Origin of the sequence: Fervidicola ferrireducens, from assembly GCF_001562425.1 — a bacterium.
Taxonomy (GTDB): domain Bacteria; phylum Bacillota; class Thermosediminibacteria; order Thermosediminibacterales; family Thermosediminibacteraceae; genus Fervidicola; species Fervidicola ferrireducens.
Window position 1 is genome coordinate 50,513 of sequence record NZ_LOED01000005.1, and the last position, 25,087, is coordinate 75,599.

Below are 25,087 nucleotides of genomic sequence, written 5' to 3' on the forward strand. Positions count from 1 at the left end.
GTTATATATGATTCGAGTGAGAAATCTCGAAGTCTTCTATAACTCTTCTCGAAGGAAATTCAGAGCTCTTGCTGGCGTAAATATGGATGTGGAAAAGGGCGGGATAATTGCTGTGATAGGCCCCTCGGGATGCGGTAAAACCACGCTTCTTTACGTGCTGGCCGGAATTATAAATGAGTTTGAGGGCGAAGTTTTAATAGATAATGCCCCTGTAGATCCAAGAAAGCATCGAATAGGTCTTGTCCTTCAGGATTATGGACTTTTGCCCTGGAAAAGAGTATTTGAAAATGCACTGCTGGGGTTGAAAGTAAAGAAAAAGGTGATAAACAAAAAAGATAAAGAATATGCCGAATACGTACTGACCCGAGTGGGCCTTTCCGGCCTTCTTAAAAGGTACCCGGGTGAGTTGAGCGGCGGCCAGAGACAAAGAGTGGCGATAGCAAGAGTATTCATTATGAAGCCGGATATTCTGCTGATGGACGAACCCTTTTCCGCCCTTGATGCAATAACTAGAGAAGAAATGCAGGATCTTTTTTTAGACGTATGGAAAAGCGATTCTGTTTCAACGGTTTTTGTGACTCACAGTACCGAAGAAGCGATGTATGTTGGGAAGAAAATAGCCGTCATGACAGGTCCTCCCGGTCGAATTGTTACGATTATGGATAACCCTTTCTTTGGTATACGAGAAGTTAAGGACAGCGATCTTTACTTCAGCATGAAATTAAAATTAAAAGAATTAATAAAGGGTATACAAAAATGATGATGAGAAACTCCGTCCGCTATGTCTTTATATTTTTCTTGTTTTTTATATTATGGCAAATCGGATCGGCTGCCTTGAAAAATCCCATTCTCCCACCGCCCACAGCCGTCTTTTGCAATTTGAAAGAAGTATTCTTTTCAAAGATTGCAATTCACGCTGCCTTAAGCGTTTACAGGATTGTCGCAGGCCTTGTTATTTCGGTGTTAATAGGTTCTATTTTGGGGCTTTTAATGGGTTTTTATGATTCTATCGACAGATTTTTTTCACCGGTAATCTATTTTACGTATCCCATACCTAAAATCGCATTACTGCCTATAGTGATGATTTTATTCGGCCTGGGTGAAGTGTCAAAAATAACCATGATAATTATTATAACTGTTTTTCAAATCATTATCACTGCGCGCGATACGGTAAAGAACATACCCAAAGAAACATTTTATTCCCTGAAATCTTTGGGAGCCAGCGATGTGACCGTTTTCAGAGAGATTATACTGCCCGCCGCTATGCCGGAGTTGCTGACTGCCATTAGGTTGAGTGCCGGAACCGCTGTTTCGGTCTTATTTTTTACGGAGAACTTCGGGACAACATACGGCATAGGCTACTTTATTATGGATGCGTGGATGAGGGTTAATTATGTCGATATGTATTCGGGAATTCTGGTCCTCGGCGGAATAGGGCTGCTCATATTTTTAGCTGTTGACGCCTTTGATATGATATTTTGCCGCTGGAAGAGGTGAATATAAATATATTAAGTATAGTTTAAATTTTTTATCGCGCAAGTAATCCTTTTCTCTTGCAAAGTATATTGAAAAAATTGTATTATATTGATGTGCAATACTTTTACAATTGAATCATTATAAGAAATTATAATTTTAATTTGGGAGGGAAACCGGATGGCAGAGAAAAAGCGGATAGTTATACTGGGAGGTGGATATGGGGGAATTACGGCTGCGCAAAAACTAAATAAGCTTTTGGCCAGGCGGGACGATGTAGAGATTTACTTAATAAACAAGTCTCCCTTTCAAGTGTATCTTACAGAGCTACACCTGGTAGCGGGCAATAGAGTAAAGCCGGAAGGAGTACTTTATTCGCTTGAGAAGGCTCTTGAGGAGACCGGAGTGAGATTGGTAATTGACGAAATTGAAGATGTGGACGTGAAGGCAAGGGTATTGAAGGGCAAAAAAGCCGAATATCCCTTTGACTACCTGATTCTCGCCTGCGGTAGCCAGCCCGAATATTTTGGTATCCCCGGAATGAAAGAACACGCATTCACATTATGGTCTTTCGAAGATGCATTGAAGATTAGGCATAGAGTAGAGGAGATGTTCGATAAGGCTAGGTACGAATTGGATGGGGAAAAGAGGCGCGAGTACCTGACCTTCGTGGTAGGCGGCGGCGGATTTACCGGCATAGAGATGATCGGCGAGTTGGTGGAATGGGTTGAAGACCTCTGCAGGGAATACGGAATAAGCCGCGACGAAGTTACTCTGATGGTAGTTGAGGCCTTGCCGAAAATATTGCCGAACCTTTCGGATGAGCTGATAAAGAAAGCTACCGATTATCTGGAGAGGAACAAAGTTAAGATATTATTGAATTCGCCCATAGTTAATGTCGAACCGGACGGATTTACGTTGAAGAGCGGAGAAAAGATAAAGACCCGTACCCTTATCTGGACAGGTGGAGTGAGGGGTAATGCCCTCGCGGAAAAACTGGGCCTTGAGACCGGAGGCCGCGGAAGGATAAAGGTAAATGAATACCTGGAAACCAGCGAAAAGGGCATTTACGCTATAGGTGACGTGAGCTTTTATGTGAATGAGAAAAATTTCGTAATGCCTGCCCTTGTGGAATCGGCCATGCAGTCGGGTGAGTGTGCGGCCCACAATATTGCTGCTGAAATTACCGGCGGTTCCAAAAAACCCCTGAAACTCAACCTGCACGGAAATATGGTGTCCATAGGAGAAAGGTACTGCGTGGCAGAAGTGATGGGGCGTAAGCTTGATGGATGGATTGCCACGTTCATAAAACACATGGCCGACATGCATTACCTGTTCGGTGTCGGTGGATGGACTTTCGTAAGGGAATACATCGGCCACCAGTTTTTCAACAAGAACCGCGGGAAATCCTTCATTGTTCAGAATCTTGGGGTTAGCACCAGTGCTTTTTGGCTTGCTATTTTAAGGATTTATTTAGGATACCGCTGGCTAATGTCCGGCCTTGAAAAGGTACACTCCGGATGGCTTGCAGCGGGCGACAAATTGGTGGCGGGAGCTTCGACAAGTCCGATAGGACCCAATACACCGGAATGGTACGCGAGTTTTGTAGAAAAATTCATTTTCCCACACGCTCTATTCTTCCAGACGGTAATAACGTTGAGCGAAATTGCGATTGGTACTTGTCTCGTTCTCGGACTCTTTACCATGCTGGCTTCGCTCGGGTCGCTCTTTATGCTGCTCAATTTCATGATTTCCGGTTCTGGCGACATGTGGTTCTTCATGGTGTCCCTGGCGGTATGCTTCTCCGGTGCGGGTCACTCGTTCGGTCTCGACAGGTGGGTAATCCCCTGGATATCCAGAGTGGTAAAAAGAATAATCAGGGGAGGCGGCCGGAAACCTGCACTACCGGGTTCTATTCACGACGTAGTCAGCTAGTATGAGCAACGAACTCTTGGCAGGGATGTCAGACAGAACTGATAGATGTTCTTTAGATTTTGCGACATAACGCTCGGCTATACGCCGGGCGTATTCTATTCCTCCCGATTCTTTGACTATTTCGATGATTTGTTGGATAGTATTTAAATCCCATCGAGCGGGGTCAGAGAAAAGTTTTCGCAATTCGCGGGCTGTAGAACCGTTGTTAAGAGCGTACAAAAGGGGTAGAGTAATTATCCCTTCTTTTATATCGTTTCCAAGGGGTTTGCCGCTCTTATTTTCATCTGCCGTTAAGTCCAGGATGTCGTCCATTACTTGAAACGCCATTCCTAGCATCATACCGTACTTTTTCAGGGCCGATATAATTGCGGGTGAAGCTTTTGCTCCTCTTGCTCCCAGCTCGCAGCTCATGGCAAAAAGAAGGGCGGTTTTTTTTCTTATCCTTCTAGCATAGTCTATAAAACTTATGTTTATATTGAAGGCTTCTTTTTTCTGGCGCGCCTCACCTTCGCACACCTTATAAAGCATCCCTGACACGGATTTTAGAATTTCGAGGTCGCCGTGGTCGACCAGAATTTTTAAAGCCTTTGCGAGCACGAAATCCCCCGCATAGACGGCCGCATCTTTTCCTATTGAAGCCTGCACTGTGGGAACTCCGCGCCTCAATGGCGAGTCATCCACGATGTCGTCGTGAATGAGCGTGGCCGTATGTACCAGTTCTACCGCCACGGCGAGGGGTGTGATTTTGTGGTAGTCGTAATCGCCAAACCGTGCGGAAAGGTAAACCAGGGCCGGCCTTATTCTTTTTCCTCCGGCTTTGATGGTGTTTTCCAAAGCATCCCATAGGAAGGATTCCTTTGTTTTCACAGAGGTGAGGAGTTCTTCCTCTAATAATGCCATTTCGCTTGATATCTGATTATAAAATTCGTATAATGCCATGGGTACTATCACTCTTTCTAACAAAAATAGTCACAACAAAAATAACACAAAAAAGAAATAATGGCAATTATAAAAGAAAGGGCATACAGAAGTATGCCCTTATTAATACCTTTTCCAGCTTTATTTTGCCAGAGAAAGGGCTTCGGTCATAAGGTTCTTAAATTTGGTCGAAGTTCCGGTGGCGCCGCTTACTGTGTCCACCTGCGCGGCATCCTGTTTTTCAATGAGGGATTTAGTAAGGGCTTCTACCGCTTTAGCAGGAGTTTGGCCAGATTTTGCTTCCATATTCTTTGCATATTCCTGGTCTACGGATTTGTAATGTCCGTCTTCTTTGTTGATTTCGTCAAAGAAAGCCGATTGAATCTTGCCGTCCTTTACGATAACGGCGGCCATGGCCTTCCAGCCGTGATCGTCAAAGTTGGCTTCCGCTGCTTTGTAAAGACCGTCTTTAAGTCCGCCTTTGGCTTCAACTGAAGTACCTTTGAGAGCTTCGGCCACGAGAGCTTTGAAAGCTTCAGAAGTATGGGTGGCGCCGGTTACTACATCCACAGCCTCGGGATTCTGTTTTTCAATTAGAGATTGTTCTAGTTTGGCATAAGCTTCAACGGGAGTCGTGCCGGACTTTTCCTTCATTTTCGGCCCATATTCTGGGTCAAAGCTCTTCAGCTTTCCTTCCTTGTTGATTTCATCGTAAAATACATTTGTTATTTTTCCATCTTTCACAATCACGGTCACAAGACCTTTCCAACCCTGCTCATTAAAATCCTTTTCCTCAGCGTAGTAGGTGCCGTCCTTAAAAGTTGCCTGCTGCTGTTCTTGCTGGCCGCCCTGCTGTTCCTGCTGCTGGTTTGGTTGGCCCTCCTGCTTCTTCTGGGAGCTGCAACCGGCTACAAGGGCAACTACCAGGAAGAGGACCAGCGTTAGGGCTAACAATTTCTTCATATACTTCCCCCCTGATAAAAATGTTTAATTGATTATTTATTTAATTTTTGGACCACTTAATATATATTATACACAAAACTCGAAAATCCTTCTAAAGGAATGTTGAGAAATTTTACTGCAAAAACTTGCTGAAAATTGCTCCTATAATCAGAGTCAAGCCCGTAAGCTGATAAACTTGCACGGTTTTAGCATTAGCCTGTATTAGGTTGGGAATATCGTTGTAGTATATTTTTGCAATTTTAACGGCGTTTTTCGCTATGGGGTAGGCACACAAAGGAAGCAAAAACACGGGATTGCCGGAAATATAAGCTAGAACCGGACATGTGGCAAAGGCCGCGGCGAAAAGCGTAAAATAAAGCAGGGTGGCTCTTTTTTTGCCGAGCCTTACCACCCAGTTTCGTTTGTTGCCCCGGAGATCTGCTTCGTAGTCAGGAAACTCGTTGATTAAAAGCACGTTAGCTATTAAAAATCCGAGAATCAAGGAAGCCAGGACCGCTTCAAAGGAAATGCGGTGAGCCTGCACCAAATAGGTTCCGCAAAGCACGAGGGGCCCGAAGGTGAGACCTACGGTAATTTCACCGAATCCCCTGTAGCACAGCTTAAAAGGTGGTAAGCTGTAGATTATGGAAAGTATAAAGCCTGCCGCTCCTATCCATAAGACGGAGGGTTCCCTATATAAAACGATATAAACTCCTATAAGTCCCGCAAGCGCCATGGTCCATACAGCAATGGCTTTGACTTCCGAAACGGAAAGTATTCCGTCCACTATTACTTTCTTGCCTCCGCTGAACGGGGTTCTCTTGTCGGGTGCGACGTATCGGTCCACTCCGGATTCATAATCCACAAATTCGTTTATGGCGTTTTTTCCTATTTCTATCAGGTATACCCCGATCATGCTCCAGAACAACCAGTAAAGGCTAAATTTTCCTTCGATGCCGTAAGCTAAAGCAGCACCTACGGCCATCGGGACCGTTGAAGCAATCCAAATTTTAGGGTCCGCGAGCTGCCAAAATCCCTTCCAGAATCGAGGCCAGTCTTTTTTTAGCATAGAGACCTCCTCTCCCAAAAAAACTTTTTTTCGAGTTTTATATTAAACGAGAGGCGATATATTGTCAACGACTTAACATCACCTGTTGAAACCCGTTGACGGATGGAATATAATATAATAAAGTTTGGTCATTAAAATATTCATCAATTGAACAATTATATAATTATTGTAGGGGGCTACCGTGATGGCGCAGCAGATCAAAGAATGCAGGGTAGAGGGTATAACCTGTCCGGATTGTGCCGCTAGATTCGAGGACGAATTGCTGAGGGCATTATTTTCCGCAGGATTCCTGCTTCTGGCTTTTTTGGCAAAAACCAAGGGATTAACCTTTATATACATTCCATGCTTCATATTTGCAATGATAGTTGGAGGTTTCGGCAACTTTAAAAAAGCTTATCATTCAATAAAACGCCTGGACTTTAATATGAACGTGCTGATGAGCGTGGCGGTGATTGGGGCAGTGGCAATCGGCGAGCTGGAAGAGGGGGCTGTGGTGTCGCTTCTTTATTCCATATCTGAAATGCTTGAATCCTGGACGATGGAAAGTGCAAGAAGGTCTTTGCAAAAGCTCATTGACATGGCGCCTAAAATTGCAAGGGTAAAAAAGCCCTGGGGTGAGGTCGAAGTCCCCGTAGATGAGATTAATACAGGCGACATAATCGTAGTCCGTCCCGGCGAGAAGGTAGCAATGGATGGAGTGATAATAAAGGGTGAATCGGCCATAAACGAATCGACTATTACCGGAGAATCCATACCGGTAGAAAAAGGACCAGGGGATGAAGTCTATGCAGGGACCATTAACATTCACGGTTCGCTGGAGGTTAAAGTAACGAAACTTGTTCAGGATACTACGCTGGCGAAAATTATACACCTGGTCGAGGAGGCTCAAGCAAAGCGCGCCCCGGTTCAAGCATTTGTCGACCGGTTCGCAGCCGTGTATACCCCCATTGTGCTTGGGCTTGCCGGTATAATAACGCTTTTCCCTCCGCTTTTATTTGGCTTTGAGTGGCAGCCGTGGATTTACCGAGGTCTGACTTTACTGGTGGTATCGTGCCCTTGTGCACTGGTGATTTCGACGCCTATCTCAATAGTAAGCGCCATAAGCAATGCAGCCAGGCATGGAGTTTTAATAAAGGGTGGGGTATACTTGGAGGAAGTAGGAGAACTTAAAGTAGTGGCCTTTGATAAAACCGGTACTCTCACTAGAGGAGAGCCAGTGGTTACTGATGTAATACCGGTGGGAGCTGACTCTGAAAAAGAGGTTTTATATAAAGCGGCTAGCGTTGAAAAAATGTCGGAACACCCCGTCGCCCGTGCGGTAGTGGAAGCTGCCCAAAATCATGGCATAAATGTGACTTCGGCTGAGAGTTTTACGGCTTTGGCTGGCAAAGGAGCAATGGGCAGTGTAAAAGGCGAGGTGATATTAATAGGAAGCGTTAAATTGTTTGAAGAAAAAGGTGTCGATACCAGCGGAATAATTCAGGACTTAAAACGTCTCCAAGAGGAAGGCAAGACCACCATACTTGTGGGCACTGAAACCGATATTTTGGGGATTATAGCCGTTGCCGATGAGATAAGGGATTCGAGCAAGAAAGCCGTAACTTTGCTAAAAAGTGAAGGTATTGAAAAGACCATCATACTTACCGGAGACAATAAGGCTACGGCCAGAGCCATATCCCGCCGCTCCGGTGTCGACGATTATTTCGCTGAACTGCTGCCGCAGGATAAGGTTAATGTTCTCGAAAAGCTGATAAAAGAATACGGCAAGGTTGCCATGGTAGGAGATGGCATAAACGATGCTCCGGCCCTGGCTGCAGCCACGGTAGGAATAGCTATGGGAGGAACAGGCACTGATGTAGCCCTTGAAACGGCGGATATAGTTTTGATGAACGATGACCTGACCAAGGTGGTCTTTACGATTCGCTTAGGCAAAAATACTAAAAGGATCATCCGTCAGAATATAGCCTTGTCGCTTTTTTTTAAAATTGCGGCGGTACTGGCTACGTTTCCAGGGTGGTTGACACTGTGGCTCGCTATTGTGGCCGATATGGGAGCTACTTTACTTGTCACCCTCAATGGAATGAGGTTGTTAAAGAATAGAGCTTAATTTGTTCTTTAGTGTTTTCAGCCTGAAGAAATCTTCCCTTTCCTTTTCTTCCAGCATTTCCGAAATGGTTTTTACGATGGACTCAAGTTTCGGGATCTGTATGTTCTTCAGTGCATTGGCCCTTTTCTGGGTCCTTTTTATTTCAACGGCGAGTTTGTAGACCGAATCTTCCACTTCAGCAAGTTCCAGCAGGAGATATTTAACTTCGTGAAATTTTTTGAGGGCTAAATCCAAAGCCGCATTGGTGTGGTAGAAACTATAGTAGTGGTCGAGGGGCTTTTTTTCGTATCTCACTATGGGAATTTCAACGCCCATTACGCTGCGGGTGAGTATGGTAAAATCTGAATTTTCCGGGATAGATCTGGCCACTTCGTAAACCTGGGAAATGCCCAAGGTGATATTTGCCATTTGGAGGGCCTCGTAGGCTTCCCTGAATATTTGGTTCACCTTAACCTGAATTTCCGAGGCCCTCTTCATCAGCCCCATCATTTCTCTGATAAGGACGTTTCTTTTTTTGTCCAAAAGCTCGTAGCCCTTTTTCGAAAATTCGAGGGCGGTCGCAGCGGCCATCAGATTGGCTTTCGTTGGAGCAACGTTTTCCTTCATAAGCTCACTTCCCCAGGTATTTGTTGACGAGGGCGGGGTCTATTCTCGTTATTTCGGACCTTGGCAGAACCTTTAATAGTTCCCACATGATGTCGAGGGTCTTTTCTATGCTCCTGTTTTCGTCGAACTTCTGGGAAAGGAAAATCCTTTCGAATCTCCGGCCAAATTCCATGTAGCATTTGTCCGTTTCAGAAAGTTCCTCTTCCCCTATGACCTGGGCTAGAGCTCTGACCTCTTGCACCCTTGAATATGCGGCGAATATCTGGTTTGCCAGGTCCGGATGATCCTCCCTCGTGTACCCGGCACCGATGCCGTCTTTCATAAGCCTTGAAAGAGAAGGCAGGACATCGATAGGAGGATAAATACCCAGTTGATACAGGGATCTTGAAAGCACGATTTGACCTTCGGTTATATAGCCCGTGAGGTCCGGAATGGGGTGGGTTATGTCGTCATTGGGCATCGTGAGTATCGGTATTTGGGTGATGCTGCCTCCCGAATTCTTTATTATCCCGGCTCTTTCGTAAAGCGTAGCCAGGTCCGAATACATGTAACCCGGGTACCCTTTCCTCGAAGGTACTTCCTCCCGGGCGGATGATATTTCCCTCAGAGCATCGCAATAACTGGTCATATCGGTCATTATTACAAGCACATGCATACCCCGCTCAAAGGCCAGGTATTCTGCGGCGGTAAGGGCACACCTCGGTGTTATAATCCTTTCCACTACGGGGTCGTCGGCCAGATTTAAAAACATCACCACCCTGTCCATTACTCCCGCTTCTTCGAAACTTTTCACGAAAAAGTCGGCTTCGTCGTGTTTTATACCCATGGCCGCGAAGACTACCGCGAAATTTTTGGACTCCTCTCCGGAAATACCGGCCTGGCGGACTATTTGAGCCGCAAGTTCGTTATGGGGAAGGCCGTCGCCGGAAAATATGGGAAGCTTTTGGCCGCGAATAAGGGTGATAAGGCCGTCTATGGCAGAAATACCTGTTCTTATGAAATTCCTCGGATACAGCCTTGCCACGGGATTGATGGGTCGACCGTTGATGTCATAGGTCTTTTCGGAATAAATTTCTCCTGCGCCATCTATTGGCTTTGCAATGCCGTTGAAGATGCGGCCCAGGATTTCTTTTGAAAGTGGTATGCGCATTGGACTTCCGGTGAAACTCACGCTTACTTTGTTCAAGGAAATACCGGAAGTCCCTTCGAAAACTTGGATGATCACCTTGTCACCGCTTATCTCAACGACCTTCCCCATTCGCATTCCTCTACCCGGGACTTCTATCTCTACTATTTCATCGTAGGCTGCCTCTTTTACGTCCTGCAAAACGATTAGCGGTCCTTCGACTTGTTCTAATTTAATATATTTAACTTTCATATTGAGCACCTTCTTTGTACATGCTTTCCAACTTATCGAAATACTCGTCGACTTTACTGGACAGGTCGTCGAAATTGAGGTTGTATTTCATCATTATAATATCGTTGAAAAGCGCCTCGTTTTTCACTTTGGCTATGGGGATTCCTTTTTTTATCGAGGAAGAAGCCCTGTCGTATAGTTTTTCGATGACCTTCAGCATTTTGTACTGCCTCTTTAAGGGTACGAATGAGTCATCTTTGTGATAGGCGTTCTGCTGCAGATATGCCATTTTAAGAACCCTTGCTATTTCCAGCACCAGCCTTTGGTCATCGGGAAGAACGTCCTCTCCCACGAGTTTTACTATATCCATCAGCTTGTTCTCTTCTCGGAGAAGACCCAACATTTTCGCCCTGAGGTTGAGAAAGTCATCGGCTACGTTTTGAGCGTACCAATCGCCCAGCATCTTTACATATCCGCTATAAGATAAAAGCCAGTTTATAGCCGGGAAATGCCGCGCGTGAGCTAGCTCCCTGTCTAAGGCTAAGAATGCTCCCACAACCCTCTTTGTTGCTTGTGTGACGGGTTCGGAAAAGTCGCCGCCGGCTGGAGAAACGGCTCCTATGATGGTAATCGACCCTTCGCTGCCGTTGAGATTTTCAAAGTAACCGGCCCTTTCGTAAAACTGAGCGAGCCTTGACCCAAGATAGGCAGGATAACCTTCCTCGGCCGGCATTTCTTCCAGCCTTCCCGCTATTTCCCGAAGGGCTTCGGCCCAGCGGGAGGTGGAGTCGGCCATTAAGGCTACATTATATCCCATATCCCTGAAATATTCGGCAATGGTTATGCCTGTGTATATGGAAGCTTCGCGGGCAGCCACCGGCATGTTAGAGGTGTTGGCAATGAGCACGGTTCTATCCATGAGGGGTTTTCCGGTCCTCGGGTCCTCCAGTTTCGGAAAATCTTCCAGCACCTCGGTCATTTCATTGCCGCGTTCGCCGCAGCCGATATAGACGATGATATCCGCATCGCTCCACTTTGCCAGCTGGTGTTGGGTAATGGTTTTGCCGGTCCCGAACCCTCCAGGTATGGCTGCGGTTCCTCCCTTGGCCAGCGGGAAAAAGGTGTCTATTACCCTCTGTCCCGTCACAAGAAGTTTCCCAATCGCCATTCTCTTTTTAACCGGGCGAGGTTCCCTCACCGGCCACTCCTGGCACATCCTGAGTTCGAAGGTTTTACCCTCATCTTCTAGCACTGCCAAAACCTCGTTGATGGTGTAGCTCCCGCTTGATTTTACACTTATTACCCTGCCTTTTATCCCCGGAGGGACCATTACTTTGTGGACTATCATAGAGGTCTCCGCAACTTCTGCAAATACATCCCCCTCATTTAAGTAATCTCCCTCTTTTGCGAGAATTTCCACATCCCACCGCTTTTCTTCGTCAAGGGATATGAGGCCGATGCCGGGAGGTATAAAAGCTGAGCCTTCTTTGTATATCCGCGAAAGCGGCCTTTCTATGCCGTCGAAAATATTCCCTATAATGCCGGGACCTAGCTTTACCGTCAAAGGTTTGCCTGTGCCTATTACGGGTTCTCCGACGCGAACTCCGGAAGTTTCTTCGTAAACCTGAATCGTAGCCACATCTTTATTCAGAGCAATGACCTCGCCGATGAGTTTTTTTTCGCCTACCATGACCATTTCTCTCATGGTAAATCCTCTCATGCCTGAAGCTCTGACGACGGGGCCGTTGATGTAGATTATCTTTCCTTCCTGCATTCATCACACCTCCAGGCCTAGCTGAGAAAATAAAAGCTGCGCAAGTCTTGCGCGATTTTCCCTCAAAAGGGTTTCGAAGGATAAGTCCACCTCTATTCGACCGCTTTGGCTTCTCGCAATGACCCCGCCGAGCATGTTACTATCACCGATGACGACTTCAAATTCACCCTCAGGTTTCAAGGACTGCAGGAAACTCCTTATTTCCTGTTCGTGTTTGCGAAAGTCTTCAGGTGTGAGGATGTAATACACCTTCTCATCCCTTGGGAAACGGGACGTCACACGAATTAACGCGTCTTTCAAAAACTCCAGATACTCGGGAGTGTCCAGGAAATGTCTTATTTTCTCTCTTATCTCATCGTAGAGCCTCTCAAGGAGTTCTTCCCTTTTTCTCAGTACTTCAAAATGAGCTTCGGCCTTTGCTTTTGAAACCATGTGATCCTTTTTTACGTTTGCATCCCGGCTGGCATCGGAAATTCTTTCTTCCAGTTTTTTCTTTAACTTCGCTTCAATGGCGGACTTTTCGGCCTCATAGCGTTCTATCAGCCTTTGTTTTTTTTCGTTGTATTCATTTTCCAGCTTTTCAAAAATGACTTTCGTAAAAAGGGATATTTTGTCGTCAATAGTAGTCGCCATATTCTCACCTCAAATTTTGATTCCGACCGATTCTTTGATGTACCTCGTCAAAAAATCGGGCGGACGCCGGCTGCCCTGCCTGTCGGGGACCTCGATTATTATGGGCGGTCCCTTTTTGAGTTTTAATAGACTTATTTCATCTTTGGCTTTTTCTGCGAGGCTTTCGGTTATTATGACGAGGCCTATATCCTTTTTTTGATAAATCTCGTTAAGTTCACTTATAAGTTCGCTTCTTTCGTGTATTATTTTACCGTCAATCCCTGCCAGCCTCATGCCGGTTAAAGTGTCCATGTTGTCGCTTAAAACGAGAGCTTTCATATTCCATCCCTCATAGGCTGCCCAGGATCATTATTGAAACGATAAGGCCGTATATTGCTATTCCTTCGGCAAGGCCTACGTAAATTAGAGTTTTCCCGAGGATTTTTGGGTCTTCGGAAACCGCTCCCAGTGCCGAAGAGCCTACAGCTCCCACAGCATAGCCCGCGCCGATGGTGGCAAGGCCGGTAGAAATCGCGGCTGCGATGAATGCGAGGCCTGACGAAGAAGAATTATCACCGGCTGCTTTCACCTGGGCGGGCATTGCGAACATCAGAAAAACTGCAATCAGGGCAATGTAAAGGGTAATACTCCACTTTAACGCTTTTTTTGTTTTTTCTTTGTCGAGATGGAAGTAAAAACCTGATGCGCAAGTTACTGCGGAAATGATCATTGCCATCAAAACTATTGCATACATTTTTATCCCTCCAAGTTTTAAAATGCGTAATTTACTCTTATCTTACGTTTTAAAGAGTGTCTTCTCATTAAAGATATTGATTTTGGGATAGATAAATTGATTTTTACGGGCTCATATTCAATACCATCTCCCCTGAAGTATTTGCTGAATAACTCATAGTACTCGAGCCTCAAAGCTTGAATGAAGACGATTAATCCTTCCAGGCAGATAATGATTATATTTCCTATTACCAATAACAGTAAACTTCCTATTCCGGAATTTGTCATTTCAGCCATGGTGGCGAAAGCTATATATAGTCCAGCGTGGTTCAGAGCAAATGCGCCAACGCGTATAAAGGAAATGGTATTGGACATTGCGGAAAGGACTGTCTCGAGAACTCCAAATCCTTCTTCGATGTAGTAATCCGCCGGAGAATCGTGATAGAGCACCTTTGTTCCGGTTAACCTGCTGGACAGAGGCTTTTTAAAAACCATTAAAACTATAATGGCCGCCGTTGATGAAAGCAATGCTGGAGGAAGACCGCTCTTTCCAGCGGCAAAACCGTAAACCATATAAATGAGAAGGATGTAAAATACAAAACCGGCGATGCCGTTCCTGCTGAACAATGCTTCTTCCAGGTTTTTTTCTATATATGAATTCAGGATGCTGTATAGAAATCCGAGGATTATTAATATTATCCCGAGACCTACGGCTCCCGCGAGCATCAGATTGATGTCGGCCATAGGCCTTACGAGCAGGGCTGGTATGACTTCTTCCGACCCGAAAAAGCTTCCGTAAAGAACACCGAATATCATGGAGCTCAAGCCAAGACTGGCGAGAATTCCGCCGAAGACGGCCATGGACTTTTTGAACAATCTTAATAAAATCCCTGCGGCGAAAAGCACGAGGCCGTGGCCGACGTCGCCGAACATGGCGCCGAACAGCAGAAGGTAGCTTAAAGCGAAAAATGCGGTCGGGTCTTTTTCGTTGTAAGCCGGTACTCCGTACATCTTTACCATTTCTTCGAAAGGCCTTATAATTGCAATGTTCCGCAACTTCGTGGGCGGTGTAAGCCCCGGCGACTTTTTATCAACATCTTCCAGGATTATTATTACATCCTCTCCAAAAGCAGCTTTAAGTTCGGACTTGAGCTGCTCTGCACTGCTTTCCGGAACGAATCCGAACATGAAAAAGAGCTTCTTTCCTATGGCTAAGGAGGTTTTGACCTCTTCGACTTTCTTTTCCATTTCCAGCCTTGCGTAAGCCTTCTCGATTTCGATAGCGTAGTTGTTTTTGTAATTTTCTATCGACTTTTGCATGGAATCTATGAATTTTTTATCTTCGGCGATGCTTTCTTCTAGTTGCTTTATGGCGGCTTTGGAGCTGCAATCAAAATCTTCGGGGAGAGGAAGCTGTGTGAAATTCAGCGAGCTGAATATCCTTTCTACGGTTTCTTCCAGGCTTTTCGGTGTTATTGAAGCGACCACCACGTTTTTGCCCTCGTCAGCTATTTTCAGGACCACAGCAGGGATGTTTTCGTAGTTTTTCTTGAGTTTTGAGTAATTTTCTTTAGAAAGTCTTATCAACTTGAAACTCAGCAGTTTCATATTGACCAGTTTTCCGATATTGACTTTGTATTTTTCCAGGTATCTCAGATTGTCTATATAAATCCTTTTTTGTTCTATGGATTTTCTCCTGTCTTCTATACTTTCGGCTATGGAATGGACGTTAGAATATACGTTGAAAATCTGCTTCATGAAATCGTCGAATTCATAGTCCTGTCCGAGATATTCACCTTTTATCTCGGGCCTTAAATTAAAAATTCCGATGAAGTTTTTGATTATCTCTTCCTCTTTCGAAAAGTCCCGCCGGGATGTATACGGTTTAAGGTAAGGTATTTCTTCTAATGCTTTTATATTTTCTTCGCTCGGTGGGAGCACGAAATCTTCCGAACTTATTCTGTTCAGGGAATTAATTACGTGCAGGCTGCCGTTTAAAATGATGAGACGCAAAATTTTATTCATTTGACTGATGTTACCTATAATCCCCATCAACTTCATCTTTTCTATCGCCATCGCCTTCGCCTCCTAATTATACAGCCCTTATCAGGAACTTTCCAGCTTCTTCCGGAGATAGATTGTACCTAATGCACTCTGCTATGGAAAAAATGTCCCGGACTTCGAAGTCCAAAAACCACGTGTATGCAACGGACTGTATTATGCTCATGGGGTAGCGCCTGGAAAGGGCTCTGAGTTTGTAAAACAAAAATCTGTTGATCCTCCGCTCCATAAAAATGTCGCTGGTTTCGTCCTTTTTAAAGAGAAAGCCAAAACCGAGTTCGTCCGCCTTACTTTTCAGTTCTTCTAGATTTTTGGAATAACAAAGTTCCCTGCGCCTCGAAAAATTTATGCGTTCACCCATGTCTATGGTGTAATTCAGGAGTTCTTCCGGAGATAACATGTAAAACTTTTTACCCCTGTATATCCACTGAAGGTTGTATAAATCCGACACCATGCCTTCCCATTTTTCGATTATGGCTCTATCGCTTTTGTCAAGTTTTTCCGAGCTTTTCTTTATAATACTGAAATAAGAAGAATCTAACGACATTTCCAGCCTGAACAGGTTTTCTCTTTTGCCGTCCAGTAGAGGCTTCACATATTCGTAAAACTCCGACCCTTCGAGGGCCAGGATAAAATCTCTTAAGCTGGATGCTTTCTGGAGTTTATCGAACGACACCTTGCTGTATTTACCTATGAAGGAATATGAATCTACCGCAACCTCGCTCTTGGAGTTGTTATAAATATCTCTTGCAAAATTTTTTAAATCCGCGATTTCATACTTGAGGAACAAAGCCTTCAAAAAATCTCTGTAATTGTCGTGAAAAAAATAAAGGAGTTTATCGAGATTGTTTACCATGTTTCGCTTTAAAACTTCCTCAAGGGTTGTTCTATTTATTGTTTCTGGATTTATGTCATTTAGAAACTTGCTATAGGGAGTGTTTTCCTTAAGGTAAGCGGCGAGGTCCTGGATGGACCTTTGGCGGAGCATTTCGATGTAATGCTTGCTATTCAAAAAATCGCGCTCCATCGCTTTAATTTTCGTATTTACCGCTGCAAAACGCGCAACCCTGTCCATAATCAAAACCTCTTTATATCGAATATCTCGCTTAAAAATTTATTTATGATTTCTTCCTTTATTTCGAGGTATTTTGTCTCCATGGTTTTTATAAGTTCTCTTGCTTTTTTTTGCAGTTCTTCAACTTCGCGGTTGCCTTCGCTTAATGCCTTCGAATAAATTTCATTTACTTTTTCATCGATTTTTCGATTGAAATTTTCTATCATCTCCTGGATTTCCCGACGGTATCTGGATTCGAGTTCGGCTAGATTTTTCTCCCTTGTTTCCTTTATGTTGGCGGCTTTGCCGTCTATCTCAATGAAGCGCTCGATGGCCTGTTCTATGACCTTGTCCTCCAATTTTAATCACCTTCTTTGCAAACTCCGAATTCTTTATTAAACCTTACTCCTCTTATATAACAAAAGCAAATTTGAAGGAATAAAAAATTTTACCGCCTTATATTGCTATTAATCGGCTTTGCTGCCGAAACCGGTATTATCTTAAAATCTCTCGTGTTTTTTCGAAAAAAATCTCGAAATTACCCTTGAAGGTATTGCGCCTTGTACCAAAATTTGATATAAATTATTTTATAAGGATTTTTTGTAATGTTTTTTCCTCCGGTGACATATATATTCAATAGAGGATAAATGCGAATCCGTGCTGGGGGAGCTACGGCTGAGAGGAAGCCGACTTTCGGCTTCGACCCCAAAAACCTGAACGGGGTAATGCCCGCGTAGGGAAGCACGTGAACCATTGGTTTGCTTGCCCACCTATACGGGTGGGCTTATATTTTTTTAAGAAAGGAGAATTGATTTATGAAGAGAAATTCACTGTCAACGTTAATCGAAGGAGCCCTAATGGTCGGTATAGCCACGGCGCTGAGTTTTGTAAAGATATTTCAGGCTCCGTACGGAGGTTCGGTTACTTTAGGCAGCATGGTCCCCATTCTTTTGTATTCTTTAAGAAACGGAGCCGCTAAAGGGATACTGGCGGGAGCGTCTTACGGTCTTTTGCAGCTCATAATCGAGCCTTACATCGTTCATCCGGTCCAGGTGATCCTGGATTACCCGCTGGCATTCGGATTGCTGGGCCTTTCCGGACTGTTTAATAAAAAGGTTTGGACAGGGATAACCGTCGGAATATTGGGCAGGTTTTTCTCTCACTTTCTTTCCGGCGTTATCTTCTTTGGGTCCTATGCTCCGGAAGGGATGAATGCGGCCGTTTATTCCGCCCTGTACAACGGTGCATACCTGCTGCCAGAATTGGTGTTAAGCCTGCTTGCGGTAAGGTTTGTATTTTACCGGTTTATCAAAATGGACGAAGAACGAAATTACCTTTCATGAAGGTGGGAATTATAGGAAGCGGACTAAATTCGCTTCCTTTCTTTATTTTTTTTTATGAAATTTCTCAAGGTGCCAGCAGGAATTAACAGATTATGGTCGAATTGTATATATTGGGATGAGTCGGGGGGATTATATGGGAGAAAATCTCAATAATAGAGAGGAAGTAATAAGCCATTACGAGGAAATCATAAAAAGAATTAAAGATGTGGTTTCTGCAAAAATTATAACAACACCTGACGGCAAGATATCGGAGATCCACGTGCTCGCCAATTCCAACAGGAATCCGAAGCAGATAGTGAGAGATATCGAATCAGCACTTGTTGCGACTTTTGGCTCTGAGGTAGACCATAAAAAGATTAGCGTGGCTCAGCTGAATAAAGAGGAGATTTTTACTACGGAGTCCCGTTTAAGGATAGATGGCCTGACCGTAAAAAAGAGCAAATACAATTACGAAGTATCTGTGGCCCTGAGGGACGCAGAGGATAAATTATTTGAAGGAAGAGCGTCGGGCTCAGGTACTTTTAAATACTATTTAAAACTGGTTGCCCAAGCGACAATTGACGCCATACAGCAGTATGCGGGGAAGAATTTTTTAATTACACTGGAAGATATTAATACCTTTAGAATCGGCGAAAAAGAAGCTATTGCGGTACTCGTGTCCATCTTGACCGATGGGGGTGAAGAGACCTTTTTGGGGACAACCCTTTTTAGAGAAGACAAAGGAGAGAGTGTAGTCGTTGCGGTGCTTAACGCCGTAAACCGGCGTATAAGCTTCCTGATAAAAGAAAAAACAGATTAGCTAAAAAAGGGCCGACGAAGCGAAGCGGTTTTTAGTGGCCTGCTCTAGTAGCGGTGGGGCAGAGCACCGTAGACGGGGAGGAGGCTGTATCTCATGAAAATCAATGCTACCCTTTTAAAGATTTTGCTGGCATTGATGGCTCTTGTCCTTGCCGGCGGTGCTAATTATAGATTTGGTGGATAATAAATATGTTTTTGTGGTCGGCCCTTTTTAAGTTTTTTAATAAAAGGTGGTAAAAAATAATGGAAAAAGATGGTAAATTTTGTGTATATTCATTATTCTATGTGTTTTTTATGATCTTATGTTCTATATCATTATTACTGTATTCTTATGAAGCTTTATTTAGTGGAAATTATCAAGCGTTTATTACATTTACAACCCTAGCATTTTTGTCAGAAATATTGCCTGTACAATTACCGAATGATGCAGAAGTAACTGTCGGTTTTGCAATATTTATAGGCTCTATACTTGTTTTGGGATATAAGTTGAGTATATGGGTAGCATTTCTTTCAATGCTACTTTACGAAATAAAGCGTAAGATAATAAAACATGTATTCTTTAAAAAGATTTCAAATATAGCTCTTTACGTAATAATGGTGGGAAGTTCAGGTTTTGTATATGAAAAGTTAGGTGGAATTCCAGGGTATATAAATCTTTATGAAGACTATTATGCTTTCATAGCTTTAATTTTTACGTATTTCATAGTTAATATTGGTCTTTTATCGATTGGACTAACGATACTTTATAAAAAGCCAATAGGATATATTTTAAAAACCACATTTTCTGATACTCTTCCAACCTACATTGCCCTCGCGCCTCTGGGTATCTTGCTTGCAGTTATCTATATCAACATAGGAGCACTGGGGCTGCTTTTGTTTTTAATCCCGTTGCTCATCGCCCGCCATTCTTTTAAGTTGTACATGGATATGAAAAAGGTGTATCTGGAGACGATTCAGGCTCTGGCAAGCGCCATTGAGGCTAAGGACCCTTATACGAGAGGTCATTCCGAGCAGGTTGCCAAACTAGCAGTTGCTATAGCGGAAGAACTGAAGATGGACAACGATTTGATAAGCAACGTACACTATGCGGCACTCCTGCATGACATAGGAAAGATAGGGATACCGGAACCCATATTGAATAAACCCTGTAAGTTATCGGAAGAGGAGTTTGAGAAAATAAAAGTTCATCCTGAGCTGGGGGCCAACATAGTTAAAAAGGTTGATTTTCTCTTGCAGGCCTCTTTTTTTATAAGATACCACCACGAAAGATTAAGCGGGAGCGGGTATCCGGAAGGTCTAAAGGGAGAAGAAATTCCGCTGGGAGCGCAGATAATAGCCGTGGCGGATGTCTTTGATGCACTCACCACGGACAGGCCCTATCGGAAGGCCATGACCGTCGAGGAGGCGTTGAAGGAGATCGAACAGGCTTCCGGGGTGGATTTTAGGCCGGATGTGGTTGGGGCTTTAAAAAAAGTGCTGGAAAAGGAGAAATTCGGGGAATATGTTGCTCGTTGATTTTGTACTTTTGTCGATAATCGTTGGGTTTTTAAGGAAGGGAAGTTTGAAAAAACTCGGTGAAATCCCCATAAAGAAACTTGAAATTATATTCTTATCTTTCGTAATCCGCTATTTTCCATTGTTTTTAAAAGGTCCTTTAAAGGGATACGTAGCTGACTACATTTTGATTATATCCTTTATTTCGTACGGCCTTCTGCTGTACAGCCTCCTTTCCAACTGGCATTTAAAGCCTCTGAGAATTGTGACCCTTGGGGTTTTGCTGAATTTCCTTGCGATAATTGCAAACGGAGGCAAGATGCCGGTATCTCTCTGGGCCGTTGATGTTGCGGGATTGGGTGATTTTAAACAGGACCTCTTTAGCCCACTTTATCCCTATCACACCGCTATGACGCCGGAGACCAGGTTTAAGATTTTTGGAGATATTTTCCCGCTGCCAAAACCCTATCCCAATCCCAAGGTGTTCAGCCTGGGGGATGTTTTGATGGGTGTCGGCGTTTTTTTGTTAATCCAGGAGGCTATGTTGAAAAAGAAATCAGCGAGTGATAAAATAAGTAAAAGGAAATTGAAAAGGAACCTATAAAAAAGGTTCCTTATAAATTTTTTTGGAAATTTTTGAGGTGATAACATGTTCGGGATATTGAAAAAAATATTTGGCGACCCGAATGAGAAAGAAATAAAAAAACTGATGCCTATAGTGGAAAAAGTCAACGACTGGGAATCCAGGATAAAGGTGCTGTCGGACAGCCAGCTGAGGGAGAAAACTAACGAATTTAAAAATAGATTGCAGGCGGGAGAAACATTGGACGACCTCCTGCCCGAAGCTTTTGCAGTAGTAAGGGAAGCAGCCAAGAGAACTTTGGGCATGAGGCCCTTTGACGTTCAGGTGATGGGGGCAATAGTGCTGCACCAGGGTAGAATTGCCGAAATGAAAACAGGAGAGGGTAAGACTTTAGTTGCCACCATGCCGGCCTATCTTAATGCCCTGACAGGAAAGGGAGTGCACGTGGTTACCGTCAACGACTACCTCGCCCGGCGCGACAGCGAGTGGATGGGGGTAGTCTACAAATTTCTGGGGCTTGAGGTAGGTCTTATTGTGCACGGCCTTGATTTTCAAGAGAGGAAAAAGGCGTACAACGCGGATATAACTTACGGTACCAACAACGAATTTGGATTTGATTATCTAAGGGACAACATGGTGCTTTACAAGGAACACATCGTTCAAAGGGAACTTAACTACGCAATAATCGATGAGGTGGACAGCATACTCATAGACGAAGCCCGCACACCGCTCATAATTTCGGGACAGGCCGAAGAGTCCACTGATATTTACTACAAGTTTGCTCGTTTTGTACCAAGACTTAAGGCCGGAGAAGACTATATTGTCGACGAAAAAGCCCACAGCGTGATACCTACGGAGAAAGGAATTAAAAAAGCCGAAGACTTCCTGGGGGTAAAAAACCTTTACGATGAAGAAAATATAGAACTTTTGCACCATTTCCACCAGGCCCTGAAAGCCCATGCGCTCATGAAGAGGGACAGGGATTACGTGGTAAAGGACGGCCAGGTTATAATAGTGGACGAATTCACGGGCAGGCTGATGTACGGCCGTAGGTACAGCGAAGGGCTTCACCAGGCGATAGAGGCAAAAGAAGGGGTAAAGGTTGAGCGGGAGAGCAAAACCCTTGCCACCATAACCTTCCAGAACTATTTCAGGATGTACAAAAAGCTTGCCGGAATGACGGGCACCGCAGCCACGGAAGAAGAAGAGTTCAGGAAGATTTACGGCATGGATGTGGTCGTGATACCCACCAACAAGCCAATGATAAGGGTGGACTACCCGGACGTGGTCTATAAGACCGAAAAGGCCAAGTTCGAGGCGGTGGTCCGCGAAATCGAGGACTGCTATCGAAGGGGTCAGCCGGTCCTGGTCGGTACCGTATCCATTGAAAAATCTGAAATGTTGAGCGAGATGCTGAAAAAGAAGGGCATCCCTCACCAGGTGTTGAATGCCAAGTACCACGAGAAAGAAGCCGAAATAATAGCGAAGGCAGGCCAGCGGGGGGCCGTGACGATAGCCACCAACATGGCCGGACGCGGTACGGATATCGTCCTGGGAGAAGGGGTAGCCGAACTTGGAGGGCTGCACGTAATCGGCACCGAGCGGCACGAGGCCCGGCGAATCGATAACCAGCTGCGAGGCCGGGCCGGGCGCCAGGGGGATCCCGGTTCCTCCAGGTTTTACGTTTCTCTGGAAGATGACTTGATGAGGCTCTTTGGCTCCGATAGCATTCGGGGACTCATGGACCGCCTGGGGCTTGAGGATGACCAGCCCATAGAACACCCGCTCATAACAAAGGCCATAGAAAACGCCCAGAAGAAGGTGGAAGCCAGGAACTTCGATATAAGAAAGCATGTCCTTGAGTTCGATGATGTCATGAATACCCAGAGAGAAGTTATTTATTCCCAGAGGAGGAAGGTCCTTGAGCAGGAGAACCTGAAGGACAGCGTAAAGCAGATGATAGAAGATGTGGTCGACCGATTGTTAGATGTATATGCGAGCAAAGAAATGCACCCTGAGGATTGGGACTTGAAAGGACTTTCAGAGTATTACGCTGATATATTTACGATTAAAGATGTGCTGGGTGCGGCAGTAAAGGAAGACGTAACCAGGGAAGAAATCCGGAAAATTCTGGTCGAACGGGCTTTCGATGCATACGAACAAAAAGAATTAGAAATCGGCGAAGAAACGATGCGGGAACTGGAAAGGGTGATTATGCTCAGGGTCGTCGACCAGAAGTGGATGGACCACATTGACGCCATGGACCAGCTTCGCGAGGGCATCGGACTACGGGCCTACGGCCAGAGGGACCCGCTCGTGGAATACAAGATAGAAGGCTACGAGATGTTCCAGGAAATGATAAAGAGCATCCAGGAAGACACGCTCAGATACCTTTTCAGGGTTCAGGTGAAAGCCGCACCGCAAAGAAGGGAAATGGCTCGAAATCTTTCGTACTCCCACGGCGGCAGCGAAAAACAACAGCCGGTTAAAAAGGGCGAAAAAATCGGGAGAAACGACCCTTGCCCCTGTGGAAGCGGCAAAAAATACAAGAAGTGCTGCGGCAGGGCTGTTTGATACTGTTTAAAAAAATTAAACTCATAAAGAACGGAGGAGATGGAAATGTTGGAAGAGCTAAAAAGCGAAATTGAGGCTTTAGAGCCCCAGATTAAAGAGATGAGGGATGCTCTTTGAAATAGAGAAAATCAAGGTCGATATAAAAAAGCTCGAAGAAAAAACTCTGGACCCCAATTTTTGGGACGACCCGCAGGAAGCCCAGAAGATCCTTCAAAATCTCAACCAGTTGAAGGAGACCGTAGAGGAATTTGAAACTTTGCAAAAAAATTGGGAAGACTTGATTGCCCTGATAGAATTGGGCTTTGAATCCAACGACCAGGAGATTTTAAACGAAATAGCTCGTGAAGCTGAAAAATTCAAAAAAGAGTTCGAAAAAAAGAGAATCCAGACTTTGCTCAGGGGCAAGTACGATAAAAATAACGCCATACTATCTCTCCACGCCGGGGCCGGGGGAACTGAAGCGCAGGACTGGGTTCAAATGCTTTTCAGGATGTACACCAGGTGGGCCGAGGATAAAGGATACAGGGTCAAGGTCATGGATATGCTCCCGGGCGAAGAGGCGGGCATAAAGAGCGTCACCGTGCTGGTAGAGGGCCCCTATGCGTACGGTTATCTCAAGGCAGAACAGGGCGTGCACAGGCTCGTCAGGATTTCGCCCTTTGATGCGGCGGGAAGGCGACATACGTCTTTTGCCTCGGTCGATGTGATTCCGGAAATCGACGAAGATATTGAGATCGAGATAAAGCCGGAAGATTTGAAGATAGAAACATTCAGAGCCGGCGGGGCCGGCGGCCAGTACGTAAACAAGACCGAGTCGGCGGTGAGGATCACCCACATCCCTACCGGAATAGTGGTAAGTTGCCAGAACGAGCGTTCCCAGCAGAGCAACAAGAATACTGCTTTAAAAATACTGAAGGCAAAGCTATTTAACTTATATATAGAAGAACAGCAGAAAAAGATAAACGAACTTCGCGGCGAACAAAAAGAAATCGCCTGGGGAAACCAGATAAGGTCTTATGTGTTCCAGCCTTACAGATTGGTCAAAGACCACAGGACCGGCGTTGAAGTGGGCAATATAGAAGCAGTTATGGATGGAGAGATTGACGTCTTTATAAACGCTTACCTCAAAATGAGGTCCAAAGACACATAATGGAGGTGAGACGGTGGGGAAATATAAAAGTGCCTTTATAGCGGGTTTGATATTGACTTTTTTGCTGGGGTATGGAATCGGAATAGCAAGCATGGGAGAACCGGGTTCTGAAGACGACCCTCTGGTGACTAAAAGTTACGTGGATAAGGTGGTATCGGAATTAAAAAGCTATTTGGATAAGAGCTCATCGGTTGGCCAATCGATCGGAAGCTTTGAAGTGGTGTATCTTGAAAGAGGCGACCGCCTGATAGCCGGAAAGGGCACGGAAATAATACTGAGAAGCGGTATAGCAACAGTTGTGGACAGCGAAAACGGCGGTATCGCCGATGTAACCGATGGCAAAGACCTGAAGCGAACCGAACGAGCGCCTCAAAATCACCTGCTCATCGTGCCGCGCGATGACGGCAGGGGGCTTATCGCCGAGACTAATGTGGTGCTGACTGTTCGGGGGAGTTTTAAGGTCACCCGGTAGGGTCCTTTACTAGCTTAGTGGCAAATGATATAC

Annotated in this window: 22 protein-coding genes, 1 pseudogene and 1 riboswitch; of the genes and pseudogenes, 11 read left to right on the plus strand and 12 right to left on the minus strand. The window is 44.9% G+C overall.

The features are described from left to right. Positions 1-7: 7 nt before the first annotated feature. The 3 genes from AN618_RS03385 to AN618_RS03395 all read left to right on the plus strand — a co-directional run bounded on the left by AN618_RS03385 (position 8) and on the right by AN618_RS03395 (position 3,408). Entirely contained in the window at positions 8-760 is a 753-nt protein-coding gene (locus tag AN618_RS03385) for an ABC transporter ATP-binding protein (protein WP_066352091.1), read from the plus strand. Next, entirely contained in the window at positions 757-1,497 is a 741-nt protein-coding gene (locus AN618_RS03390; protein ID WP_066352094.1) for an ABC transporter permease, read from the plus strand. The genes AN618_RS03385 and AN618_RS03390 overlap by 4 nt, the downstream gene beginning before the upstream one ends. Before the next feature lie 156 nt (positions 1,498-1,653). Continuing rightward, positions 1,654-3,408, plus strand: coding sequence for an FAD-dependent oxidoreductase (locus AN618_RS03395; protein ID WP_066352096.1), 1,755 nt, complete (start codon positions 1,654-1,656; stop codon positions 3,406-3,408). Here AN618_RS03395 and AN618_RS03400 read toward each other — a convergent pair. The 3 genes from AN618_RS03400 to AN618_RS03410 form a co-directional block, all read right to left on the minus strand. Then, positions 3,376-4,371: a polyprenyl synthetase family protein gene (locus tag AN618_RS03400; protein ID WP_245628374.1), complete on the minus strand. Its 996-nt coding sequence runs from the start codon at positions 4,369-4,371 to the stop codon at positions 3,376-3,378. The genes AN618_RS03395 and AN618_RS03400 overlap by 33 nt on opposite strands. Positions 4,372-4,467: 96 nt before the next feature. Continuing rightward, entirely contained in the window at positions 4,468-5,289 is an 822-nt protein-coding gene (locus tag AN618_RS03405) for an FMN-binding protein (protein WP_066352101.1), read from the minus strand. A 112-nt stretch (positions 5,290-5,401) separates the two neighbouring features. Continuing rightward, positions 5,402-6,337, minus strand: coding sequence for a prenyltransferase (locus AN618_RS03410; protein ID WP_066352106.1), 936 nt, complete (start codon positions 6,335-6,337; stop codon positions 5,402-5,404). A gap of 244 nt (positions 6,338-6,581) precedes the next feature. Here AN618_RS03410 and AN618_RS03415 point away from each other — a divergent pair. Continuing rightward, positions 6,582-8,444 (plus strand): annotated as a pseudogene (locus AN618_RS03415) (heavy metal translocating P-type ATPase); the annotation flags it as partial. Here AN618_RS03415 and AN618_RS03420 read toward each other — a convergent pair. Genes AN618_RS03420 through AN618_RS03460 form a run of 9 tightly spaced genes read right to left on the minus strand, consistent with a single transcriptional unit; the run spans position 8,427 to position 16,999 of the window. Next, a complete protein-coding gene (locus AN618_RS03420) occupies positions 8,427-9,050 on the minus strand; it encodes a V-type ATP synthase subunit D (RefSeq protein ID WP_066352108.1) in 624 nt (207 codons plus the stop codon). The pseudogene AN618_RS03415 and the gene AN618_RS03420 overlap by 18 nt on opposite strands. Before the next feature lie 4 nt (positions 9,051-9,054). Further along, positions 9,055-10,428, minus strand: coding sequence for a V-type ATP synthase subunit B (locus tag AN618_RS03425; RefSeq protein WP_066352113.1), 1,374 nt, complete (start codon positions 10,426-10,428; stop codon positions 9,055-9,057). Further along, the gene (locus tag AN618_RS03430; protein WP_066352116.1) at positions 10,418-12,181 is read right to left on the minus strand and encodes a V-type ATP synthase subunit A; all 1,764 of its coding nucleotides are present in this window, start codon (positions 12,179-12,181) and stop codon (positions 10,418-10,420) included. The genes AN618_RS03425 and AN618_RS03430 overlap by 11 nt, the downstream gene beginning before the upstream one ends. A 3-nt stretch (positions 12,182-12,184) precedes the next feature. Beyond that, positions 12,185-12,814: a V-type ATP synthase subunit E gene (locus AN618_RS03435; protein WP_066352118.1), complete on the minus strand. Its 630-nt coding sequence runs from the start codon at positions 12,812-12,814 to the stop codon at positions 12,185-12,187. Between the two features lie 9 nt (positions 12,815-12,823). Beyond that, a complete protein-coding gene (locus AN618_RS03440; protein WP_066352120.1) occupies positions 12,824-13,132 on the minus strand; it encodes a V-type ATP synthase subunit F in 309 nt (102 codons plus the stop codon). 10 nt (positions 13,133-13,142) lie between these two features. Further along, positions 13,143-13,547, minus strand: coding sequence for an ATP synthase subunit C (locus AN618_RS03445; protein WP_066352122.1), 405 nt, complete (start codon positions 13,545-13,547; stop codon positions 13,143-13,145). Positions 13,548-13,564: 17 nt separating this feature from the next. Next, on the minus strand, positions 13,565-15,601 hold the full coding sequence (locus AN618_RS03450; protein ID WP_066352124.1) for a V-type ATP synthase subunit I: 2,037 nt from the start codon (positions 15,599-15,601) through the stop codon (positions 13,565-13,567). Between the two features lie 16 nt (positions 15,602-15,617). Next, positions 15,618-16,661: a V-type ATPase subunit gene (locus tag AN618_RS03455; RefSeq protein ID WP_066352127.1), complete on the minus strand. Its 1,044-nt coding sequence runs from the start codon at positions 16,659-16,661 to the stop codon at positions 15,618-15,620. 2 nt (positions 16,662-16,663) lie between these two features. Next, positions 16,664-16,999, minus strand: a complete 336-nt coding sequence (locus AN618_RS03460) for a hypothetical protein (RefSeq protein WP_066352133.1) — start codon at positions 16,997-16,999, stop codon at positions 16,664-16,666. Between the two features lie 293 nt (positions 17,000-17,292). Then, positions 17,293-17,397: riboswitch (TPP riboswitch) on the plus strand. Positions 17,398-17,455: 58 nt separating this feature from the next. Here AN618_RS03460 and thiT point away from each other — a divergent pair. The 7 genes from thiT to AN618_RS03495 all read left to right on the plus strand — a co-directional run bounded on the left by thiT (position 17,456) and on the right by AN618_RS03495 (position 25,054). Continuing rightward, the gene (gene thiT / locus AN618_RS03465) at positions 17,456-17,983 is read left to right on the plus strand and encodes an energy-coupled thiamine transporter ThiT (protein ID WP_066352135.1); all 528 of its coding nucleotides are present in this window, start codon (positions 17,456-17,458) and stop codon (positions 17,981-17,983) included. 133 nt (positions 17,984-18,116) lie between these two features. Beyond that, positions 18,117-18,782, plus strand: coding sequence for a hypothetical protein (locus AN618_RS03470; RefSeq protein ID WP_066352137.1), 666 nt, complete (start codon positions 18,117-18,119; stop codon positions 18,780-18,782). 401 nt (positions 18,783-19,183) lie between these two features. Next, positions 19,184-20,296 (plus strand): HD-GYP domain-containing protein, encoded by a 1,113-nt coding sequence (locus tag AN618_RS03475; protein ID WP_187694872.1) that lies wholly within the window; start codon positions 19,184-19,186, stop codon positions 20,294-20,296. After that, on the plus strand, positions 20,283-20,879 hold the full coding sequence (locus AN618_RS03480) for a DUF5317 domain-containing protein (RefSeq protein WP_066352142.1): 597 nt from the start codon (positions 20,283-20,285) through the stop codon (positions 20,877-20,879). Before AN618_RS03475 ends, AN618_RS03480 begins: the two co-directional genes overlap by 14 nt. A 45-nt stretch (positions 20,880-20,924) precedes the next feature. Beyond that, complete coding sequence (gene secA / locus AN618_RS03485; RefSeq protein WP_066352145.1) at positions 20,925-23,432, plus strand: preprotein translocase subunit SecA; 2,508 nt, start codon at positions 20,925-20,927, stop codon at positions 23,430-23,432. 45 nt (positions 23,433-23,477) lie between these two features. Continuing rightward, positions 23,478-24,582 (plus strand): peptide chain release factor 2 gene (prfB, locus tag AN618_RS03490; RefSeq protein WP_157081610.1). Its coding sequence is split into 2 segments (ribosomal slippage): positions 23,478-23,546 and positions 23,548-24,582, totalling 1,104 coding nucleotides; the frame shifts between segments, so codons are not numbered across the junction. A gap of 13 nt (positions 24,583-24,595) precedes the next feature. Then, positions 24,596-25,054, plus strand: coding sequence for a hypothetical protein (locus tag AN618_RS03495; RefSeq protein ID WP_066352150.1), 459 nt, complete (start codon positions 24,596-24,598; stop codon positions 25,052-25,054). Positions 25,055-25,087 lie beyond the last annotated feature (33 nt).

What these genes read in the sequence shown, in the direction of transcription:
- AN618_RS03385 (WP_066352091.1), top strand. Translation starts at nt 8, where the DNA reads ATGATTCGAGTGAGAAATCTCGAAGTCTTCTATAACTCTTCTCGAAGG.
- AN618_RS03390 (WP_066352094.1), top strand. Translation starts at nt 757, where the DNA reads ATGATGATGAGAAACTCCGTCCGCTATGTCTTTATATTTTTCTTGTTT.
- AN618_RS03395 (WP_066352096.1), top strand. Translation starts at nt 1,654, where the DNA reads ATGGCAGAGAAAAAGCGGATAGTTATACTGGGAGGTGGATATGGGGGA.
- AN618_RS03405 (WP_066352101.1), bottom strand. Translation starts at nt 5,289, where the DNA reads ATGAAGAAATTGTTAGCCCTAACGCTGGTCCTCTTCCTGGTAGTTGCC.
- AN618_RS03410 (WP_066352106.1), bottom strand. Translation starts at nt 6,337, where the DNA reads ATGCTAAAAAAAGACTGGCCTCGATTCTGGAAGGGATTTTGGCAGCTC.
- AN618_RS03420 (WP_066352108.1), bottom strand. Translation starts at nt 9,050, where the DNA reads ATGAAGGAAAACGTTGCTCCAACGAAAGCCAATCTGATGGCCGCTGCG.
- AN618_RS03425 (WP_066352113.1), bottom strand. Translation starts at nt 10,428, where the DNA reads ATGAAAGTTAAATATATTAAATTAGAACAAGTCGAAGGACCGCTAATC.
- AN618_RS03430 (WP_066352116.1), bottom strand. Translation starts at nt 12,181, where the DNA reads ATGCAGGAAGGAAAGATAATCTACATCAACGGCCCCGTCGTCAGAGCT.
- AN618_RS03435 (WP_066352118.1), bottom strand. Translation starts at nt 12,814, where the DNA reads ATGGCGACTACTATTGACGACAAAATATCCCTTTTTACGAAAGTCATT.
- AN618_RS03440 (WP_066352120.1), bottom strand. Translation starts at nt 13,132, where the DNA reads ATGAAAGCTCTCGTTTTAAGCGACAACATGGACACTTTAACCGGCATG.
- AN618_RS03445 (WP_066352122.1), bottom strand. Translation starts at nt 13,547, where the DNA reads ATGTATGCAATAGTTTTGATGGCAATGATCATTTCCGCAGTAACTTGC.
- AN618_RS03450 (WP_066352124.1), bottom strand. Translation starts at nt 15,601, where the DNA reads ATGGCGATAGAAAAGATGAAGTTGATGGGGATTATAGGTAACATCAGT.
- AN618_RS03455 (WP_066352127.1), bottom strand. Translation starts at nt 16,661, where the DNA reads ATGGACAGGGTTGCGCGTTTTGCAGCGGTAAATACGAAAATTAAAGCG.
- thiT (WP_066352135.1), top strand. Translation starts at nt 17,456, where the DNA reads ATGAAGAGAAATTCACTGTCAACGTTAATCGAAGGAGCCCTAATGGTC.
- AN618_RS03470 (WP_066352137.1), top strand. Translation starts at nt 18,117, where the DNA reads ATGGGAGAAAATCTCAATAATAGAGAGGAAGTAATAAGCCATTACGAG.
- AN618_RS03480 (WP_066352142.1), top strand. Translation starts at nt 20,283, where the DNA reads ATGTTGCTCGTTGATTTTGTACTTTTGTCGATAATCGTTGGGTTTTTA.
- secA (WP_066352145.1), top strand. Translation starts at nt 20,925, where the DNA reads ATGTTCGGGATATTGAAAAAAATATTTGGCGACCCGAATGAGAAAGAA.